The sequence below is a fragment of the Halomonas sp. A020 genome (assembly GCF_027943625.1).
GTDB lineage: Bacteria > Pseudomonadota > Gammaproteobacteria > Pseudomonadales > Halomonadaceae > Vreelandella > Vreelandella piezotolerans.
The window spans coordinates 749,879-770,019 of sequence record NZ_AP022850.1; the positions used below are offsets into that span (position 1 = coordinate 749,879).

Annotated in this window: 20 protein-coding genes; 13 read left to right on the forward strand and 7 right to left on the reverse strand. The window is 59.9% G+C overall.

From position 1 onward, the window contains the following. Positions 1–8: 8 nt before the first annotated feature. Together mtnK and FRH_RS03440 are read right to left on the reverse strand one after the other, a co-directional pair. Positions 9–1,271, reverse strand: coding sequence for an S-methyl-5-thioribose kinase (gene mtnK, locus FRH_RS03435; protein WP_281997767.1), 1,263 nt, complete (start codon positions 1,269–1,271; stop codon positions 9–11). Between the two features lie 88 nt (positions 1,272–1,359). Further along, complete coding sequence (locus FRH_RS03440; protein WP_219861887.1) at positions 1,360–2,301, reverse strand: LysR family transcriptional regulator; 942 nt, start codon at positions 2,299–2,301, stop codon at positions 1,360–1,362. Between the two features lie 88 nt (positions 2,302–2,389). Between FRH_RS03440 and FRH_RS03445 the strand changes: the two genes are divergently transcribed. Both FRH_RS03445 and FRH_RS03450 read left to right on the forward strand, forming a co-directional pair. Further along, positions 2,390–2,818: a DMT family transporter gene (locus FRH_RS03445; RefSeq protein ID WP_219861889.1), complete on the forward strand. Its 429-nt coding sequence runs from the start codon at positions 2,390–2,392 to the stop codon at positions 2,816–2,818. 13 nt (positions 2,819–2,831) lie between these two features. Next, complete coding sequence (locus FRH_RS03450) at positions 2,832–3,296, forward strand: DMT family transporter (RefSeq protein WP_219861892.1); 465 nt, start codon at positions 2,832–2,834, stop codon at positions 3,294–3,296. Here the strand turns inward: FRH_RS03450 and FRH_RS03455 are convergent. Next, a complete protein-coding gene (locus tag FRH_RS03455; protein ID WP_281997769.1) occupies positions 3,244–4,479 on the reverse strand; it encodes a diguanylate cyclase in 1,236 nt (411 codons plus the stop codon). The genes FRH_RS03450 and FRH_RS03455 overlap by 53 nt on opposite strands. Before the next feature lie 198 nt (positions 4,480–4,677). Between FRH_RS03455 and FRH_RS03460 the strand changes: the two genes are divergently transcribed. Then, positions 4,678–4,962, forward strand: coding sequence for a YrhK family protein (locus FRH_RS03460; RefSeq protein WP_139525776.1), 285 nt, complete (start codon positions 4,678–4,680; stop codon positions 4,960–4,962). Here the strand turns inward: FRH_RS03460 and FRH_RS03465 are convergent. Further along, complete coding sequence (locus tag FRH_RS03465; protein ID WP_281997771.1) at positions 4,959–5,717, reverse strand: DeoR/GlpR family DNA-binding transcription regulator; 759 nt, start codon at positions 5,715–5,717, stop codon at positions 4,959–4,961. The genes FRH_RS03460 and FRH_RS03465 overlap by 4 nt on opposite strands. Positions 5,718–5,873: 156 nt before the next feature. Between FRH_RS03465 and FRH_RS03470 the strand changes: the two genes are divergently transcribed. From FRH_RS03470 to FRH_RS03490, 5 genes are read left to right on the forward strand one after another with little or no spacing between them, the layout of a single operon-like run. Next, the gene (locus tag FRH_RS03470; RefSeq protein WP_239285652.1) at positions 5,874–6,854 is read left to right on the forward strand and encodes an ABC transporter substrate-binding protein; all 981 of its coding nucleotides are present in this window, start codon (positions 5,874–5,876) and stop codon (positions 6,852–6,854) included. Between the two features lie 2 nt (positions 6,855–6,856). Then, positions 6,857–8,557 (forward strand): iron ABC transporter permease, encoded by a 1,701-nt coding sequence (locus tag FRH_RS03475; RefSeq protein ID WP_281997773.1) that lies wholly within the window; start codon positions 6,857–6,859, stop codon positions 8,555–8,557. Then, positions 8,545–9,615: an ABC transporter ATP-binding protein gene (locus FRH_RS03480; RefSeq protein ID WP_153843046.1), complete on the forward strand. Its 1,071-nt coding sequence runs from the start codon at positions 8,545–8,547 to the stop codon at positions 9,613–9,615. Before FRH_RS03475 ends, FRH_RS03480 begins: the two co-directional genes overlap by 13 nt. Further along, positions 9,612–10,694, forward strand: coding sequence for an MBL fold metallo-hydrolase (locus FRH_RS03485; protein WP_153843045.1), 1,083 nt, complete (start codon positions 9,612–9,614; stop codon positions 10,692–10,694). The genes FRH_RS03480 and FRH_RS03485 overlap by 4 nt, the downstream gene beginning before the upstream one ends. An 11-nt stretch (positions 10,695–10,705) precedes the next feature. Then, positions 10,706–11,152 (forward strand): HAD family acid phosphatase, encoded by a 447-nt coding sequence (locus tag FRH_RS03490; RefSeq protein ID WP_153843044.1) that lies wholly within the window; start codon positions 10,706–10,708, stop codon positions 11,150–11,152. On the opposite strand, the gene FRH_RS03495 is transcribed toward FRH_RS03490, so the two are convergent. The 3 genes from FRH_RS03495 to FRH_RS03505 all read right to left on the reverse strand — a co-directional run bounded on the left by FRH_RS03495 (position 11,149) and on the right by FRH_RS03505 (position 14,104). Then, positions 11,149–12,312, reverse strand: coding sequence for an MFS transporter (locus tag FRH_RS03495; protein ID WP_281997774.1), 1,164 nt, complete (start codon positions 12,310–12,312; stop codon positions 11,149–11,151). The two genes, FRH_RS03490 and FRH_RS03495, sit on opposite strands and share 4 nt — an antisense overlap. Continuing rightward, positions 12,303–13,307, reverse strand: coding sequence for a GlxA family transcriptional regulator (locus FRH_RS03500; RefSeq protein WP_153843042.1), 1,005 nt, complete (start codon positions 13,305–13,307; stop codon positions 12,303–12,305). Before FRH_RS03500 ends, FRH_RS03495 begins: the two co-directional genes overlap by 10 nt. 113 nt (positions 13,308–13,420) lie before the next feature. Next, the gene (locus FRH_RS03505; RefSeq protein WP_139525785.1) at positions 13,421–14,104 is read right to left on the reverse strand and encodes a GntR family transcriptional regulator; all 684 of its coding nucleotides are present in this window, start codon (positions 14,102–14,104) and stop codon (positions 13,421–13,423) included. 173 nt (positions 14,105–14,277) lie between these two features. Here FRH_RS03505 and dctP point away from each other — a divergent pair, with 173 nt between their 5' ends. The 5 genes from dctP (at position 14,278) to FRH_RS03530 (ending at position 20,101) form a co-directional block, all read left to right on the forward strand. Next, positions 14,278–15,273, forward strand: a complete 996-nt coding sequence (gene dctP / locus FRH_RS03510) for a TRAP transporter substrate-binding protein DctP (protein ID WP_139525786.1) — start codon at positions 14,278–14,280, stop codon at positions 15,271–15,273. Positions 15,274–15,353: 80 nt separating this feature from the next. Beyond that, the gene (locus FRH_RS03515; protein ID WP_153843040.1) at positions 15,354–15,875 is read left to right on the forward strand and encodes a TRAP transporter small permease; all 522 of its coding nucleotides are present in this window, start codon (positions 15,354–15,356) and stop codon (positions 15,873–15,875) included. 2 nt (positions 15,876–15,877) lie between these two features. After that, positions 15,878–17,212, forward strand: coding sequence for a TRAP transporter large permease (locus FRH_RS03520; RefSeq protein ID WP_139525788.1), 1,335 nt, complete (start codon positions 15,878–15,880; stop codon positions 17,210–17,212). A gap of 13 nt (positions 17,213–17,225) precedes the next feature. After that, complete coding sequence (locus FRH_RS03525; RefSeq protein WP_139525789.1) at positions 17,226–18,581, forward strand: malonyl-CoA decarboxylase; 1,356 nt, start codon at positions 17,226–17,228, stop codon at positions 18,579–18,581. Then, positions 18,578–20,101, forward strand: a complete 1,524-nt coding sequence (locus tag FRH_RS03530; RefSeq protein WP_281997776.1) for a malonyl-CoA synthase — start codon at positions 18,578–18,580, stop codon at positions 20,099–20,101. The genes FRH_RS03525 and FRH_RS03530 overlap by 4 nt, the downstream gene beginning before the upstream one ends. Positions 20,102–20,141: the final 40 nt, after the last annotated feature.

Consider the following 20,141-nt stretch of genomic DNA (forward strand, 5'->3'; position numbering starts at 1 on the left):
ACCTCTTCCTACAACACTGCTTTCTGGTTAAACGTTTTGGCCAGCTCTGCCAGTGCGTTGAGATCACAGTAGGCTTCCGGCTCCATGATCAGCGTTTGCCCCATCAGCACGTTGCGCGCTTCCAACTCGGCGCGTAAGCCAGTGTCTTCGATCTCTTCGAAGTCGGCGTTGTGGGCCAGCGAGAGCACGCGGCGGTGCATTTCGATGCCGCAGTAGGCCAGGGCATCTTCACGAATCTCCTCAAGCAGCGCATCGCAGGCGTCGTCGGCGCTGTTGCCCTGGTCTTCGAACAGCGACCTGGGGAATAGAATGCCGGTGCGCTCGGTTTGCCAGAGATGGCGAAACGTCTCGTCGAAGCGGGTAAAGCACTCGGTGATGACCGCTAAAATCCAGGCTTGGTAGGCGTCTAGCTCGTCTTCCTTGCGGTGGGCTGGCTGACTGAAGTAGGCCATGAAGAAGTTCGCCACGGCCATGCCCAGGTCGAATGCCATGGGGCCGTACTGGGAAAACTCGGGGTCGATGACGCGCACGCTGGTGTCGGTGGCCATGATGGAGCCGGAGTGCAGGTCGCCGTGGAGCATGGTTTCGGTGTTCGAGGTGAACTTCATCAACAGCCGCTGCACCTTGGCCTTCAGGCGGGCGTTGCGGCGCAGCTCATCCACCACGGGCGATAGCTCCGGCGTATGGCGGTTCATCTCCGCGCCGTAGTAGGGGTCGGTGAACACCAGCGACTCGGTGATCGCGGGAATCGCAACATTTCCAGAGAACAGCCCCACGTCGGCTTTTTTGTCTGGGCTGGCCATGGAAAGCTCCGAGCCGCGAAACGCCGTGCGCGCACAGAATTCACCCAACGTAGCGCCCAGCTTCTCTACCCGTTCGCCGCTGATCAGCTTGCGCCGCAAAATCACGTGCGGATGCAGATACTCCATCACGATCAGCGCCTGGGGCTTGTCGAAGTAGTACACCTCGGGCGCCACGCCGGGCGCCCGCGCGGCTTGGCGCACCAGGGCAAAGTACTCGTAGTGAGCGCGATAGAGCGGTAGCGGCCAGCTCTCGCCCACCATGCGCACGTAGGGCAGCGCCTGTTTGACCACCACGCTACCAATGCTGCCGGTGACGATGAATACCAAGTTGAGGTTGCCGTCGCCCACCTCACGGATGCGCCACTTAGCAGGATATCCCCCCACGCGGCTAGCGACGGCCTCCACATCGCCTAGTCGCTGGGCTAACGTTTCTACCGTCAACGCCTGGTATGCTTGTTCTTCTGCCACCCTCTGTTCCTCGCGCAAAAAATGGGTTGTGTTTGTCATACGCTCACTACATTGTCAATTCAGAAAACTAACAGCCTAACGACTGGCCTTACATTTTCGACCCTGCATCCCAGTAGGGAACATTGCCAATCGTGCGCCCTAGGTAGGCCATAAAGACGGATACTTTCGACGAACGCAGGCGGTTTTCAGGATAAATGGCATAAATGTTGTCTAAATAGCCATCCTCAGAGGCTTTCCACTGCGTCAGTAACGGTACCAAGGTTTGCTGGCGAAGAGGCTCGAATAGCAGCCAAGAGGGAAACATCACCACGCCCTGCCCAGCGATTGCCGCTTCCACCAAGCTCTCGGCATTGTTGGCGACCAAATTCCCCGACAGCGCATAGCGAATCGCTCGTGGCGAGCCCCGTTCCTGGAAATACCATGACTGCGTTCCCTTACTGCCTCTATACAGCAGGCAGTTATGCTGGCTGAGCGCCTCTGGCGACGCGGGTGAGCCGTGTGTTGCCAGATATTCCGGCGACGCGCAGACGACAAAACGCTGCCGGGCGATACCGCGGGCCACCAAGCTCGAATCCGCCAGCGCTCCTACGCGAATCACCACGTCGGCTCCCTCTTGCACTGGATCGATAAAGCGATCCTCCAGCGTTAATTCCACTTGAATTCCCGGGTACTGCTGCTGAAACCGCGCCAAGTGCGGCGCGATATGACGACGCCCAAAAGCCACGGGCGCATTGATACGCAGCACGCCCTGAGGATGCTGCGCGCCACCCATCACCTGCTCGGTAGCTAACTCAAGTCGCGCCAGCGCATCGCGCACTTCGTGGAAATAGCGCTCGCCCGCTTCGGTGAGTTTCACCGCGCGGGTATGGCGATAGAGTAATCGCTGGCCCAAAGCCCGCTCCAGGCTAGCGATATGCCTAGAAGCAGAAGAGGTAGGCACCCCGAAGTAACGCGCCGCTTCCGAAAAACTGCCGCTGACGGCCACGCGTACAAATAGCCGTAGCGTCAGCAGCCGTATAGAGTTGTCCAAAATGCAATAGTCCTTTGTCTTTTCAGCGCATTGTAGCAACAAGACTACCTCTTTAGAGTGCTTCCTCTCATTTGATAAGGAGCACCACATGCAACACGCATTGATTCTGCTTGGCGTGCTCATCGCTGGCATGGGCTTATCCGTGGAAGCGGGGCTACTGGGGCCACTCGGTCAGCAGGTGGGGCATTTTTCCGCCACGCTCTCAATCTTTTTGGTGGGATCACTATTGCTGTCACTAGCGCTGCTGTTTTCTCCCAAACGACAGTTGGGCGCACTGTTCGAGCAGCCACGCTGGCTATTGTCCGGCGGCGTACTGGGCCCGGTCTACGTCATTGTCTTGACCTTGGCTACGCCGCTAGTGGGTGTTGGTATGACCATGGTGGGCATTTTGTGCGGTCAGATCGCCGCAAGCCTAGCCATTGATCATTTTGGCTGGCTGGGCAGCGAACGTCGTCAGGTCGATGGCTACCGTTTAGCGGCCCTGGTCATGATTCTTGCAGCGCTTTGGTTGATGTAACAGGAGAGACGTCATGCTATTACCCATCGTTTTTGTCCTACTGCTGGCCGGTGGTGCGGTCTTGGCCGCCCAATCCTCTATTAATGGCCGCTTGGGCGCGCAGACGGGTGTGCTGGAAAGCGCTTGGCTGACCTTTGTGGTAGGTGCCGTGCTGACCTTTTTACTGGTGCTGTTTTTTGAGCCGCACCACGAAGCGACTCTGTTTAGCGTGCCCAAGTGGCAGCTGACCGGCGCGCTGTTTGGCGTGGTGTATATGCTGGCGATTGTGTTTGCAGTGCCACGTGTTGGTACAGCGGCAGCGACGGTCTCGGTGATTTCCGGCCAGCTCCTAATGAGCTTATTAATCGATCACTTTGGCTGGCTCGATAACGCCGAACGGTCACTGGATGGTTCACGCTACGTGGCGATGGTGCTCTTACTGTTGGCTATTCTATTGATATACCTAGGCCATCGCCGCTCAGCGCATCCAGCGAACTGATCATCACCACGCGGTTACGCCCTTGTCGCTTGGCCTCGTAAAGCGCCTGATCGGCAGCTCTGAATAGCTGAGAGGCGTTCACGCCCACAGTGGGCTGGAGCACCGCGCCACCCACGCTAATGGTGACGTAATCAGGCGCGACCCGGCCAAGGTGGGGTAGCTGCAGCGCCTCCACCGCATGGCGCAGCTGCTCGGCTTGATCCAACACCGCTTGATGCGGCTGCCCTTTGCTCAATACGACGAACTCTTCACCGCCAAAGCGCGCCACCACGCAGGCGCTGCTCGCATGGGTAGCTAGCGTGCTGGCGACACTTTTTAGGCAGTGATCGCCCTGCAAATGGCCGTAGTAGTCGTTATAAGCTTTGAAACAGTCGATATCGATCACCATCAGGCCTACCGTGGCACGCTCCTCCACGGCTTGCTGCCAATAGTGGTTGAACAGCGCATCGAACTGGCGGCGGTTGGCTAACTCCGTCAACGGGTCGGTCAACGACAACTTGGACAATTCCGCATTACTGCGCAGCGCATGCCCGGTCCGATGGGTTTCGCGCAGCAACAGCAGGTAGGCTTTACGTTCGCTGGCTTCCAGGCGGTAATTAGCCACCAAGGTGAATACTGCTTTGGCACAGATCGAGAAAATCGCCAGTCTCTTGACCTCGGTGGGCATCGGGTCGTAGCCAATGACGAAGTACACCATAATCGCCACGCTCAACAGCGACGACCCCAGGGCATAGGAAAAGCGCAGTGAATAGAGAATATTCCCAACGACTAAAATAAGGCCAAACGAAAAAATATCGAGATAAGAGTAAGGCGACTTCGACGATACAGAGATCAAGCACGATGCCACCATGCCGACGACGACCGTGCTTGCCATCAATGTTTCGCGCGCGCTTCCCGATACCCCTTGGTGGACTGCCCATAAGATGGGCAGGCCAAACGGTATAACGACGACTCCTCTGATCAGCACAGAGAGCCAAAACACCTCTGGGCGAAAGCTGTAATCGTTAATGAGAAACAGGCTGTAGATCAGTGCCGCTATCAGGCCCGCCACGACCATATTGCGGTTTCGCTGGGGCTGGGTGTCGCGCTCGAAACGAGCTTCTAGCGCGCGCGAAAAACGCAGATGCCATTTAGGGTGGGATAACTCGTGCTCAATGGTGCTAGCAAAAGAGTCACTGGTCATTCACACCTCGCGAAGAAACTGCGCTTCTCAATCGTGCAGATACGAGAACTTGCCATCATGTTGCCAAACGATCATGACAGCCGTCAGCGCTCGCTTAATAGCACTAGTTAATCTATTTTCATGTCCTCTTACAACTATCTAAAAACTGCAATTCAAGAAAGTGTTTTAAATTTTTCTTTTTTTCACAAAGGAGCACACATGACCCGACAAACCGTCTCGTCAGAGCGTGATCTCACCTTTACCATGGGCCGCGAAGAGTTGGTCATTCACCGCCGTTATGAGGTGCTCGGTATCGTCAACGACTTTCTAATCGGCATCTGGTTCGTCATCGGTAGCGTCTGTTTTTTTTACGAGGGTGCAGTACAAACCGCTGGGGTTTGGCTCTTCGTCATTGGCAGCGTGCAACTATTGATACGCCCAGCGATCCGCCTGCACCGCTACGTCTATTTCAAACGTTTGCCCGACGAACAGCACGATGCCTAAGCGCCACTCATGAAACGCACGCCCTGGGCAGCTAACGGGCTTCTTAGCCGGTCGGGCAAGGGGCTGTCGGTGATGACGGCGTGATAATCTGCCAGCGACCCGGCGGCACAGCGTAGCGGCAGGTCGAATTTGGTCTTGTCCAACACGAGAATGCGGTACGCCGCATGGGCCAGCAGGGCTTCGCGGGCCATCACTTCGTCGTCGTTGTAGTCGTAAAGCTGGCCGTGGCTATCCATACCGCCCACGGAGACAATGCCGACATCCACCCGGTAGCGCTGAAAAAAGCGCCACGCGTCGCCGCCAATCACGTCCTGGTCGCGGCGGCGCACCCGACCGCCGGCCACTATCAGCTCACACTCCAACGCGCATAGCTTGATCAAGGCGTGCAGGTTATTGGTCATGATCTGCAGGCCCTGCTTGTCGTGCAGCGAATCGGCTAACTGCTCGACCGTCGTGCCCGTCCCCAGAAAGAGCGATTGGTGATGCGTAATCAACGAGGCGGCCTGACGTGCAATATGTCGTTTGCCCGCCTGATTGACGATTTGGCGCTGGTCGTAGCCCACGTTCTCTTGGTCAGGAAAGGGCATCACTTCGCCGTGACGGCGTAAAATCAGCCCCTGCTCCGCTAACACGCGAATATCCCCACGCAGGGTTTGCACGGAGACGCCAAAGTGATGGGCCAGCGCCGCAAGCGTTTGCCGCCCCTCTTCTCGCACGTGCGCTAATACCGCACGCCGCCTCTCTGTCACGTTCATACCGCGCCACCTTTCCTTTTATCGTTTCCATTGGAAAAACGAAAAAACCATTCCCGCTAGCGAAAGCTTTTCGCTATCAAACGAAAGCGTAGTGTCACGATGTTGTAAGCCGATGACAGTAGTGTGGTGACTGTTCACCTACTGGAGGTTTTCTCGATGTTGAAGCGCTCGTTGTGTTCCGCCGTGACTCTCGCAAGCATTGCCCTCTCCACCTCGTCGTTCGCTGATGAGAAGCTGGTGCTCTATACCAGCCAGCCCAATAGCGATGCCCAGCAAACGGTCGATGCTTTCCAAGCCGCCTATCCAGACATCGAAGTGGAGTGGGTGCGCGACGGCACCACCCGCCTGATGACTCGCCTGCGCTCGGAGCTAGCTGCCGGTGTCAGCAACCCCGACGTGCTGCTGATTGCCGACAGCATGACCATGACCTCGCTGAAACAAGAGGGCCATTTACAGCCCTACCTCAGCCCCGAGCGCGACGCCTACGACGAAGCGCTTTACGACCCGGAGGGCTACTTCTACGGCACCAAGCTCATCACCACCGGCATCGTGTACAACACCGGCGCCGAGCAGCAGCCAAAGCGCTGGGAAGATCTGACCGGCTCTGAATATGAAGGCCTCGTCACCATGCCTAGTCCGCTGTACTCCGGCGCAGCGCTGATTCATATGGCAGCCATCGCGGAGAATCCAGCGTTAGGACTCGAATACTACGAAGCACTTCAAGCCAACCGCACGGAAGCCCAGGGCGGTAACGGCGGCGTGTTCAACGCCGTGGCCGCGGGCACCAAGCCCTACGGCATCGTGGTCGATTTCCTGCCCATCCGCGAAGCCGCGAAAGGCTCACCCGTGGCGTTCGTGTTTCCTGAAGAGGGCGTGAGCGCCGTTACCGAGCCCGTAGCCATCATGCAGGAGGCCGAGAACCTGGACGCCGCGCAAAAATTCGTCGACTTCGTGCTTTCCCAAGAGGGGCAAACACTGGTCAGCCAGCAGGGTTACCTGCCTGCTCATCCGGACGTGACACCGCCTGAGGGCTTCCCTGAGCGAAGCAGCATCGACCTCATGCCGGTGGATATCGAACAGGCACTCGAGCAGGAAGAGATCCTCAAGCAGCGCTTTAGCGATCTGTTCGGCGGCTAACCATGACCCCTTCGCTCAACCTTGGCAGCCAGCACCGCTGGCTGCTTAGCCTGATCACCCTGCTCATCGTTCTGCTCAGCCTCGCGCCCAGCGTACGGCTACTCGTCGAAGCGCTTAGCGACCTTGGCCAGGGCAGCCAGGCGCCACTGTGGAAAGTGCTCAACGCTGCCAGTACGTGGCATGCGTTATGGCACAGCCTGTATACCTCGGGCCTGGGTATGCTGATCGCCCTGGTGCTGGGCAGCCTGTTCGCCTTCGTGATCACCCTGACGAACATTCGCGGCAAGGCCTGGCTGGTGTTCTGCTTTATGCTGCCCATGATGATCCCGCCCCAGGTCACCGCGCTGAGCTGGCTGCAGCTATTCGGCCCGGCCAGCCCGCTATTGAAGAGCATCGGTATGGCACCGCCCTTGGGTAGCCCGCAGCCGCTCTACTCCGCAGAGGGTATTGCCCTGCTGCTGGGTATCCAAAGTGCGCCGCTGGTATTTTTGGCGCTACGCACCTCCTTGCTATCGCTACCCCGCGAATTGATCGAAGCCGCCCGCATCAGCGGCGCGCGACAGGCTCAGGTGTGGGGCCATATCATCTTGCCCATCACCCGCCACGGCTTGGTGACGGGAGCCGCCATGGCGTTCATCTCCAGCCTGGGTAACTTTGGCATTCCCGCGATGCTCGGTATTCCCGCCGGTTATTACGTGCTGCCCACGCTGATTTATCAACGCATGGCCAGCTTTGGCACCGGCGTGCTGGCAGAGATGGCGGCGCTTTCGATGCTGATCGGCGTCCTGGCACTGGCCTGCGTAGCCTTGCAGCAGTACTGGATGAACCGCAGCCGCTTTGGGTTAGGCGGCCATAGCGGCCGCGCCCACGATTTTTTACTGGGCCGCTATCGCCCGCTGGTCACGGCTCTGCTGGTCGGTGTCCTGATGGTGATCCTGGTCGCGCCGCTGGCCGCTCTGGTGGTGAGCTCTTTGGTACCGGCGATGGGCGTGCCGCTTAGCGCTGACACCGTCACGCTCGATGCCTACCACGAGGTGATCGGTCGTCAAGGCGCCACTTGGCGGGCAGTGAGTAACAGTCTTTGGCTGGCGGGCGGTGCCGCGCTGGTGCTCATGCTCTGCAGCCTGCCGCTCGCCTACCGTTTACAGCGGCTTCCCCCTCGCCTGCAGCAGCTCACCCTGAGCGCCATCGAGCTGCCCTACGCGCTGCCCGGCGTGGTGCTGGCGATTGCCTGCATTCTACTATTCGTACGCCCCTTACCGTTTATCGACCTAGCGCTTTACGGCACGCTCGGGCTGATTTTCGTGGCCTATTTGGCGCGCTTTCTGGTGGTCTGCCTGAAACCGGTGAGCGCCAGCTTGGCCCAGCTAGATCCCTCTCTGGAAGAAGCTGCTCAGCTTGCGGGCGCGGGCCCCTGGCGTCGGCTCATCACCATTTTGCTTCCGCTAATGGCGCCCTCGCTGTTCGCCGGAGGGCTGCTGGTGTTTCTGCTGGCGGTGAACGAACTGACCGTCTCCGCGCTGCTCTGGAGCGCCGGGAATGAAACCCTGGGCGTGCTGATTTTCAACCTGGACGAGGGCGGCGAGAGCGTGCTGGCAGCGGCCGTTTCCGTGCTGGTGGTGATCATGGTCGCCACGCTGATGCTATCGCTCAGCCTGCTGGCCCCCCGTTTACCTAAAGGAGTCGTGCCGTGGCAGGGCTAGCGATTCATCGTGTTACCAAGCAGTTTGGCGATCACCGGGCGGTGGATGATCTGTCGCTGGAGATAGCCCCTGGCGAATTCGTCGCCCTGCTCGGCCCCAGCGGCTGCGGCAAAACCACCATGCTGCGGATGCTGGCCGGGTTCGAGCAGATCAGTAGCGGCTCCCTGACACTCAACGGCACCCTCCTCGCCAGCGACCAGCATCACATGCCTCCTGAGCAGCGCAATATGGCGATGGTGTTTCAGTCCTACGCGCTATGGCCGCACATGAGCGTGGCCGACAACGTGGGCTACCCGCTGAAACTTCGCCGCGTTCAGGGCAGCGAGTATCAGCGCCGGGTCGCTCACGCGCTGGAGCAGGTTGCGCTTACTCCCTACGCCCAGCGCGCTCCACAGGAGCTCAGCGGTGGCCAGCGCCAGCGGGTAGCGTTAGCGCGCTGCTTGGTCACCGATCCAGACGTAGTGCTGCTCGATGAGCCGCTCGCCAACCTGGACCGCAACCTGCGCGCCTCTATGGAGCACAGCTTTGTCGACTTCCACCGCCGCACCCAAGCCACCATGGTGTACGTGACCCATGATCAAAGCGAAGCCATGGCAATGGCGGATCGCATTGCGGTGATGCGTGACGGCGCGCTGGTACAGTGGGCAACGCCTGAAACGCTCTATCGAGCGCCGCGCAGTGAGTGGGTCGCTCAGTTCATTGGCCAAGGCAGTCAGCTAAAGGTCGCAGGCGGTACCCCGGGCCAGCGGCTGGATGAGTCAGCACTGATGCAAGGCTTGGCCGCGCCGCTCACGGCGCGCACTCAGCCCGTTTTGGTACGTCCTGAACATATCCGTATTGAGGCACACTCCCCTGCACCGTCGTCCGCGCACTCGCCTAGCCCATACGACTTAACCGGATGCGTGGAGCGGCTCACCTTTCGCGGTGAACGCTATGAGCTACACCTGCGCTTAGCCACGGGAGAAGCGCTGCTGGCCTATCATCACACGGCGCTCAACGAGGGCCAGCACGTCGCGGTGCGCTTGTTGGAAGGCTGGTGCCTGGAGCCTGACCAATGAGCGCCACGATTCAAATCCTCAGCGGGCTGGGCGACAAAGGGCCCGCGGCCATCGTGGTCGAAGCGCAAGGCAAACGCCTGCTGCTGGATGCCGGCGGCGCACTGCACCCCGGCGAGCCGGTTACCTGGGCACAGGGGCTCGCCGTGGACGCCGTGTTAATCAGCCATGACCACGTGGACCACATTGGCGGCGTCGTGGAACTGCCCGCGCAGATACCGCTTTACTGCACGCCGTTAGTCGCCAAGACGCTACCCCCGCAGCGGGCGTGGCAGCCGCTGCCCTATCGGGGCCGTCTTGACGTTGAAGGCATTGCGGTCACCACCGGTCAAGCGGGGCATTCGCTGGGCGGCGTCTGGCTGCATCTCGACGACGCGGGCGGTATTTTTTACAGTGGCGATGCCTGTTTCGAGTCGCGCCTGTTTCCGTTCGATGCGCCCCCACCCGCCCACACGGCGCTGCTAGATGCCTCCTATGGCCGCTACGACCAGCCCCAAGCGCAGTGCATCCACGCCATTGGCAAGGCGTTGGACCACCCTTTGGTGCTGCCGGTACCGGAAACGGGGCGTGCCCTGGAAATGGCGCTATGGCTCTCGGAAGAGGCGGACCAACGCCACCTTCCTTTGGCGATTGACCCGATCATTCGCGATAACCTGGCCGCCCTACTCGCGCTGCCCAATGACCTTCGCCGAAAAGGATTGGACGCGGCTATCCAGGCGCTTTTGCAGCGCCCCAATGCCCGCCATCCGGCGCTTTGGCTGGTCAGCGACCGTGACGATGATCCGCCCGACTGGCCGCATCATCGTCTGCTGCACACCGGCTATTTGACGCCGCAGCGTCGCCAACAGCTCGCGGCGGGCGAGGTGCTCTGGCAACGCTGGAACGTCCATTTGCGCGCCTCGCATTTGGTAGCCCTGGCCCACCAGCTCCAAGCGGTCCAAGTGGCACCGCTCTTTACGCCGCTCCATGCCGATGCTGAGTCCGCCTGGCGTGACCTGCTGGGCACACGGCTCATCACACAGCCTTCGCTTGACGTCGAAGCGCAGACGAAAGTGCTCTCTTCGCCCCTGTTAACACCGTAGGAAATATCTCTATGAACGCAGTCATTGTCGATGTCGACGGCACGCTGGCCGAATTTCATCCTGCCGATGTCCACGAATGGGTACTGGGTCCCGCCAAACAGTGGGATCCCTTTTTCGCCCACATGGCCAACGCGCCGGTCATTGAGCCCGTCGCCCGGCTGGTCAAGCTGCTAAAAGCCCAAGGCCAGCAGATCGTCATTTGCAGCGGCCGCCCCGACAGCCATAGAGCGCACACCCACACATGGCTTACTCGCCATGAAATCCCCTTCGACGCCATGTACCTGCGTCCAGAAGGTGATGACCATGTGGATGACGAAGAGGTGAAAGCGGCGCTACTGAATCAAATGCACCGCGACGGCTTTGCCCCTTGGCTCGTGCTGGACGATCGCGACGCCGTGGTCGCCCAGTGGCGCGCACTCGGGCTGACCTGCCTACAGTGCGCGCCGGGAGACTTTTAAGCATCGGCGAGGCGCGAGCGCCGCTGCCACAGGAGTACCGCCACGGGCACGAGTGAGATAGGCATCAGCACCAGATTGAGCGTTGCCCAGCCTAAACCGCTGACCAGAGGGCCTGCCAACAGGGCAGTGCAAGCAGCGGTGCCAAACACCAAAAATTCGTTGGCCGCCTGGGTGCGCGCTTTGTCCGCCGGGCGGTAACTCTCGGTGAGTAGGCCCGTGGCGGGCAGGAAGGTGAAGTTCCAGCCCAGCCCAAGCAGCACCAGCGCCACGTTGAAACCGGCCAAGCCGAGTTCCCCCTGAGCCACCATCGCGCTGGCCACCAGCAGCAAACACCCCGCGACGATGACTGGCTTGGCGCCGAAGCGAGCGGCCAAGTGGCCGGTAAAGAAGGAGGGCAGAAACATCGCCACGACATGCCACTGAATGGTCATCGAGACATGGTGAAAGTGGTGCCCCGCACTCTCCATGGCCAGCGGCGTGGCGGTCATCGCCAGGTTCATCACCCCGTACCCCACCATCGCGGCACTCACCGCCACGATGAATCCCGGCTGGCGGAGTATCTTACCCAGCGGCAGTGGCGTACCTTCGCTGTGGGTTCGGGATGCGGGCGGTAATCGAGTCACTATCAACACCAGCAGAGCCAGTGAGTAAAGCGCTGCCAATCCGATGAAACTCCCCAAGAACGGCACCTCGCCCAGCTCACGGCTTGCCCTTGCCAGCCACGGCCCGGCAAACGCCGCTAGCACACCGCCTCCCATCACCAACCCAATCGCTCGGTCGCGCAGTGGCGCTGGCGCGGCCTCAACGGCGGCAAAGCGGTAGAGCTGACCAAACCCAATGCCCACGCCGATTAACCAGGTCGCAAATAAAAACAGCCCAAACCGCTCGCCGATCAGCGCCTGCGCGGCCAACAGAGCCCCCACCAGCCCCACGAGGTTGCCCAGCATAAAGCCCCGTTTACGGCCCAACCGCGCCATGATCAGCGAGGCTGGAATGGTCGCGCACATTAGGCCGAGCCATTGCGTCGCCACGGGAGCCGTCGACCATACGTCGCTAGGCGCCAGCGACGCGCCGATCAGCGGCGAGATACCGATCAGTAGCACATTGCCGGTCACCAGTAACGCTTGGCACAGTGACAAGAGAGAGACGGTTACGGGCATGAGCGGTCCTCTTGACTGACAGCGGCTCGGGAAGAGGCAAAGCGTTGGCGATACACCGAGGGGGAGACGCCGTAGTAGCGCTGAAACTGGCGGCGCAGCTGTTCGGCACCACCCAGCCGCCAGCGCTGTGCAAGACGCTCCAGGGAGAGTGGTTCTCGCTCGTTGAGCAGCGCCAACCGGGCTTGTTCCAAGCGTAGCTGCGTCACATACGCGCCCGGCGTGGTGTTTAAATGCCGCTTGAATAGCCGTGTCAGATGACGTGGCGAAACCGCCATCTGTTCGGCCATGCTCTCCAGGTCGACGGCTTCGCTGGGATCGGCATGCAGTCGGTCCAAGAGACGGCGCAGTGGCCCTGCCGACTGCTGACGACGCAATACCTCACTGAACTGGGACTGGCCGCCAGGGCGCTGTAGAAATACCACTAGCTCTCGGGCCACCTGTCCCGCGAGCTCTGCACCATGATCGGCCTCCACCAGCGATAGCGCTAGATCAATGCCGGCGGTCACCCCAGCGCTGGTATACCGGCCATGGCTTTCGATATAGAGCGCATCGGGCTCCACCCACAGCGCCGGGTACTCTTCCGATAATTGCTGGGCATGCCGCCAGTGGGTCGTCACACGGCAGCCGTCCAGCAAGCCAGCCTCAGCCAGTAAGAACGCCCCGGAGCAAATGGAGCCAAGCCGTCTGACGTCGGGGGCTATCTCACACAGCACTTGCTTGACGGCAGCGACGTCTCGCTGCTGCATCACGCCGCTGCCGCCTGACACTAGCAGCGTATCCAACGGCCGTAATTGAGGGAGCTGTTGGTAGGTGTGGGTCGCAAGGACGCCCAAGCCGCTATTGGTCAACACGGGCCCCGTGGCCTCGGCCACGAGCGTCAACTGGTACAGCGGCTGAGGGCTCAGCGCGTTCGCGCTGGCAAAAACCTGCCAAGGGCCGCTGACATCCAGCAGTTGGCAGTCGGGGTAGGCAAGCAGAGCAACATGTCGCGTCACAGACTCTCTCCAATAAGAAAATGGAACTAGAGAGAGTCTCGGCGCTACGCCCTATGTCGGCAAGGACCATCACCCCACCGATAAAGACATGACGAGGGTGCTTGGGCTCGGCGTTAGCCCGTACGCTCCATCGGCGCTTCCATACGGCGCACGCTGGCAACGAAGTCGCTGAACCGCTCGCCTTGGATCAGCACGTGGTCGCAGAGCGCCTGCTGGGCCTGGGCTGCGTCGCCCTGCTCGATGGCGTCGACGATCGTCTGGTGTTCATGGAGCGAGTTGTGCATGCGCTGGCGTACCTGGAGCTGTAAACGGCGGTAAGGCTTCAGGCGCTGCTTGAGCTGGCGGGCTTCGCTGGCTAGAAACGTGTTGTGGCTAGCGGTGTAGATACAGTCATGAAACGCTTCGTTCTCGTAATAGTACTCATCCGTGTCGCCCGCCAATGCTGCCGCTTCGCAACGTTGGTGCGCATCCTTGAGCGCCGCAAGCTCAGTGTCGCTGATGCGCCGCGCGGCCAGGCGGCCACACATGCCCTCGAGCTCGGCCATCACTTCGAACATTTCGATGAGCTGATCGATCCCTACCTTAGCGACGAACGTGCCCTTCTTTGGGGAGACCGTGACTAGCCCGCTGGCGACCAACTGCTGAAACGCTTCGCGTACCGGCGTGCGCGAGACGTTGAACTCTCGTCCTAGGGCTTCTGGGTCTAGCCGCTCCCCAGGAGCACGCCGTCCGTTAATGATGTCATCTTCTAACGAGTCTCTTAGCCGCTGTGCGTTAGAGCGCTTTGTATCCACCATCGAGTACCTCCTTCAATAACGCCGCAGGCGATGACATTAATATGGCATAAATTTGACATTAGCATACATAGCCGCTATTGAAATATATATCAGCTCGCCTGATGAACACACAATACCAATCCAAACACACAACGTTAATCCAAAAACACAACAACAACGGTTGGAGACGCTACATGAAACGCTTTTTACTACCCACCGCTGCGGCCCTCGGCCTCGCCATTGCCGCCTCCCACGCCAGTGCCGATACCGTACTCCGAGCGTCGCACCAGTTCCCTGGTGGTCAGGGCGATATTCGCGATGAAATGGTGCAAATGATGGCCCGCCACGTTGCCGATGCGGATGTCGGCTTGACCATCGAAGTCTATCCCGGCCAGTCGCTGTTCAAAGCGCGCGAGCAGTGGGGTGCCATCGCCCGGGGCCGCCTGGACATCACCTCGCTGCCGCTGGATTACGCGAGCGGTCGCCACCCGGAATTCTCTGCCACGCTGATGCCGGGGCTAGTACGTAACCAGGCCCACGCCCAGCGGCTGAACGACTCCGAGTACATGACGATGATCAAAGACGTCATCCTCGATGGCGGTGCGCGCGTGCTCGCGGATGCTTGGCTGTCGGGCGGTTTTGCCTCCAGCGAGCAGTGCATCACCTCACCGGAAACGGTCGCAGGGCAGAACATCCGTGCGGCGGGACCTGCGTTCGAAGAGATGCTGGAAGCAGCCGGGGCATCGATCTCCTCCATGCCTTCATCCGAGGTGTATACCGCCATGCAAACCGGCGTTTTGGACGCCGCCAACACCTCCTCCATGTCGTTCGTCTCTTTCCGTCTGTATGAGCAGGTGGAGTGTCTGACCGAGCCCGGCGAGTTTGCCCTTTGGTTCATGTACGAGCCCATCTTGATCTCCGAACAGGTGTGGCAGGGCTTGACCGAAGAGCAGCAGGCCGCGCTGATGGAAGCGGGCGAGGCTGCCGAGATCTACTTCGCAGAAGAGGCGGCTGCCATCGACCAGCAGATGGTCGACGTGTACCGAGAGAATGGCGTCGAGGTGGTCAGCATGAGCGAGGATGACTACAACGCTTGGCTCGAAATTGCCCGCGACACCTCCTACAAAAACTTCGCCGATAACGTTCCCAACGGTCAGGCCATCATCGATGCGGCGCTCGCCGTCGAGTAAGGCGCTTGCTATTTGACCGTGCTGGCCACTCGTTGAGTGGCCACGTTTGTCCGCTGCTTGCTGAGCTTGACGAGGGAACTATGGCAACTTCAACCACTCACCCCCCTGCCCTGCGCAGTGGGGTTCTTGGCGGCTACATCCGCCTGATGGATACGCTATCGCGCGTGTCGGCTTACTTGGCCTGCGCCATGTTCGTGGCGGGCGTTTTGGTGATCTGCCAAATGGTGTTCATTCGCTACGTGTTGGGCATGAGCACGAGCTGGCAGACGGAATTCACGATTTTTTCGGTGACTGGCGCCATGCTGATGGGCAGCCCGTATGTCCTGATGACTGGCGGCCATGTGGCGATCACCATCGTGCCGGATGCCCTTGGCGGCCTGGCGCAAAAAGCCATGCGTTTGGTGGCATCGCTGTTTGGCTTGCTGTTTTGCGCGGCGCTGGCCTACGCCTCTTGGGTGTACGTGTTCGAAGCGCTGCACGGCGAGTGGACCACCGGCTCGGTGTGGAACCCGCCACTTTGGCCTGCTCTTCTGCCCATGGCCGTGGGAGCCACGCTGCTCTCGCTACAGTACGTGGCTGAAATCATGCGCGGGGAGGGCTGACCATGGATCCCATTACACTAGGCATCATCGTCGCCGTCGGTTTGATCGTACTGATGGCGATTGGCACCCCCATTGCGTTCGCGTTGGGCGGCGTGTCGCTGTTGGCGCTGCTCTACGACCGGGGATTGCCGGAACTCACCTACTTTGGCGAAACGTTTTTTGATCGCATCGCCGAGTTTGGCTTCGTGGCGATCCCGATGTTCATTCTGATGGGCGCGGCAGTGGCCTCCTCTCCAACCGGGCGCGATCTTTACCGCTCGCTCGACTTGTGGATGGGTCGTCTGCCTGGAGGCCTTGCCGTCTCCAATATCGGGGCCTGCTCCATTTTCGCCGCGCTCTCGGGCTCTTCCCCGGCCACCTGCGCCGCCATTGGTAAAATGGGCATTCCTGAAATGCGCACTCGTGGCTACCCCGACGGCGTGGCGGCGGGCTGTATTGCAGCAGGCGGCACATTGGGGATTTTGATTCCCCCCTCGGTCACCATGATCATCTATGGCATCTCGACCGAAACCTCGATTGGCCGCCTGTTCATTGCCGGGGTAGTGCCCGGCTTCATGCTCGCTGGCCTGTTCATGATCTGGACCATGATCGCCTGCAAGCTGGCCGGGGGTTACAACAACCCGCTAGCGGCCTCTGCTGAAAAACTGAAGGAGAACATCAAACAGAACGTCGATAGCAATATGAAGGCGCTCGTACGAGTGCTGCCCTTCTTAGGTGTCGTCGCGGGTATTCTGTTCGCCCTTTACGGAGGCGTGGCAACACCCTCGGAAGCCGCAGGTGTCGGCGCATTCCTCTGTTTGGCGTTGGCGATTTTGATTTATCGGATGTGGCAGCTTGGCCCCATCAAGCTAATCATGCGCGACTCGCTGCGGGAAAGCGTGATGATCATGCTGGTGATTGCCACTGCCGAAGTATTCGCTTACGCGCTTTCGTCGATGTTCATTACCCAGACCGTAGCGGCCGCCATTGCCGATTTAGAGGTGAATCGCTGGGTACTGATGGGCGTCATCAACTTGTTTTTGTTGGTGGCAGGTTTCTTTTTGCCGCCCGTGGCCGTGATCGTGATGACCGCGCCGATCCTGCTACCGATCATTTTGGCGGCCGATTTCGACCCCTATTGGTTCGCGGTGATTCTGACCATCAATTTGGAAATCGGCCTGATCACACCGCCGGTGGGGCTCAACCTGTTCATCATCAAAGGTATCGCACCCGATATCTCGCTGCGGGATATTTTGATGGGCAGCCTACCCTACGCACTGTGCATGGTGTTGGGCATTCTGCTTCTCTGCCTATTCCCAGGTATTGCGCTATGGCTACCCAACCTGATCATGGGTTAACGGGGGACGCATCGTGAACATGACTTTTCTCCAAGAGATGTTTAACAGCATCACCCAGCGCGACGCGCTGTTACGGCGAAAACATCCAGAAACACTGACGCCCGACCATCATCAACTGGTCAAAGCCTGCCAAGCGCTGCTGGCCAGTGACGGCGAGGCCTCCAGCATCGCGCTGGCCAGCCGCGCACTGGCCTTGTACCAGCGGCTCTCGGAAGGGGAAAAGCGCGCGTTTTTTAAGCGCCTGGCCGACGACTTTGCCGCTGAACCCAAGCAGATCGATAGCGCCTACCAAGCCTATCAACAGGCCCGCGACAACCACACGCTTCAAGCGCTGTTCGAGGCTTGCGAGCCGCGCCGCCAGGAGCTATTTAGGCGCTTGAACCTCGCCACCGACGGCACCTATGACCTGGTCAAAATGCGCGAAGATCTGCTGCAACTGCTGCGCGAGGAGCCTGACTTAGCGCCTATCGACGATGATTTTGCGCACCTGTTTGGCTCCTGGTTCAATCGCGGCTTTTTAATGCTCAAGCGAATCGACTGGAATACCCCAGCGTCCATTCTGGAAAAAATCATCCGCTATGAAGCCGTGCATGAGATTCAGGACTGGAACGATCTGCGGCGGCGACTGGATGCCCGAGACCGCCGCTGCTTCGCATTTTTTCACCCCGCGATTGGCGACGAGCCGCTCATTTTTGTGGAAGTAGCGCTGCACAAAGGATTGCCCAGCCGCATACAGCCGATTTTGGCAGGGGAAGAGGATGGCTTGGCGGACCCCGATGATGCCGATACCGCCGCCTTCTTTGGTATCAGCAACTGCCAAACCGGGCTCCGCGGCATTTCGTTTGGCAACTTCCTCATCAAACAAGTCGTGCAGGAATTGAGTCAGGAGCTCCCCCAGCTCAAGCACTTCGTTACCCTCTCCCCGGTGCCCGGCTTCGCCCAGTGGCTGGCCGAACAGCAGCAGGAAGATCAGTGGCCCGAGCCTATCCGCGAGGCGCTCGACGCGTTGGAGACGCCCAACTGGCAGCAGGATAAAGCCCGCGAAGAGCGCCTCAAAACCGCCATTCGCCCGCTCGCGGCCCACTATCTGGTCGATCAGAAGAATCGCCACGGCCTGCCGCTGAACCCAGTGGCGCGTTTCCACCTGGGCAACGGTGCCGAGCTGCATCGCATCAACTGGCTGGGCGATGTCTCGACCAAGGGAATGAAACAAGCGGCAGGGCTGATGGTGAACTACCTCTACGTGCTCGACGATATCGAGCGCAATCATGAAAACTATACCGCAAAGGCCACCGTTGCCTGTTCGAGCGAGGTGCGCGACCTCGCTCGCCGCGCCCGCAAGCTGGCCAAGGGAGAGACCACCAAATGAACCACAACTTATTCGATACCTTTGCCGCGCGCATGCGCGAGCGTGGCAACGCCCCCTTTATCACCACCCGCGAGGGCCGCTACTACAGTTACCAAGACGCGCTGAATGAAAGTGCCCAGCTTGCCGGAGCGCTGACCTCGCTAGGCGTGAACGTAGGCGACCGCGTGGCGGTGCAGGTGGATAAAAGTCCGGAAGCCATTTTGCTCTACCTCGCCTGCCTGCGCATTGGCGGCGTCTATTTACCGCTCAATACCGGCTATACCGGCGATGAAATCCGCTATTTTTTGAACGATGCCGAGCCCGCCCTGTTCGTCTGCAGGCCCGCCGATATCGACACCGCCCGTACCATAGCCCGCGATACCGGCTGCCCGGCGGTCGAAACCTTGGGCACCGATGCCGATGGCAGCTTGATGGAGAAAGCGCAGCAAAGTGCCCCCCGAGACGACATCGTCACGCTGGGCGAACGGGATTTAGCGGCGATTCTATACACCTCGGGCACTACCGGGCGCTCGAAAGGCGCCATGCTGACCCACCGCAACCTCGCCTCGAACGCTGAAACGCTGGTCTCGTCCTGGCACTTTAGCGCCGACGATCGGCTGATCCACGCGCTGCCTATTTTTCATACCCACGGCCTGTTCGTGGCGTGCAACGTCACGCTGATGGCCGGGGCCAGTATGTGTTTTTTGCCCAAATTCGATGCGGATGTCATTTTCGACGAACTGCCCAAAGGCAGCGTGATGATGGGGGTCCCCACGTTCTATACCCGCTTGGTTCAAGACCCACGCCTCACCCCCGAAGTGACCGCCCAGATGCGCCTGTTCGTGTCGGGTTCGGCGCCGCTCACCGCGGAAACCCACGAAGCGTTCGAAGCCAAAACCGGCCACGCCATTCTCGAACGCTACGGCATGACCGAAACCAATATGAATATTTCTAACCCCTACACCGGCGCACGCCGAGCGGGCACCGTCGGCATGCCGCTGCCGGGGGTCGAGATGCGTATCACCAGCCGGGAAACCGGCGAAGAGGTGCCACAGGGTGAGATCGGTATGCTGCAAATTCGCGGCGCGAACGTGTTCATTGGTTACTGGCGCATGCCAGAAAAGACCCGTGAAGAGCTTTTGGAGGATGGCTTTTTCATCACTGGCGATCTCGCCATGGTCGATGAGCAGGGCTACGTGCACATTGTGGGCCGAGATAAAGACTTGGTGATCTCCGGCGGGTATAACGTCTACCCCAAAGAGGTCGAGCAGGTGATCGATGAGCTGCCGCAAGTGGCCGAGTCTGCCGTAATTGGCCTGCCCCACCCCGACTTCGGCGAAGGCGTCACCGCCGTGGTGGTGCCCCAGCCAGGCGAGCAGGTGGATGAAGCCGCCATTCTGGATCATCTCGCCGGGCGGCTGGCCAAATACAAACAGCCAAAGCGGGTCTTTTTCGTCGATTCGCTGCCGCGCAACACCATGGGTAAGGTACAAAAGAACGAGCTACGCAAGCGCTTCGACACCACCTACCACGCCGCTTAGCCGATTCTTTAAAATGGCCCACCAAAAACACCCACGCCCC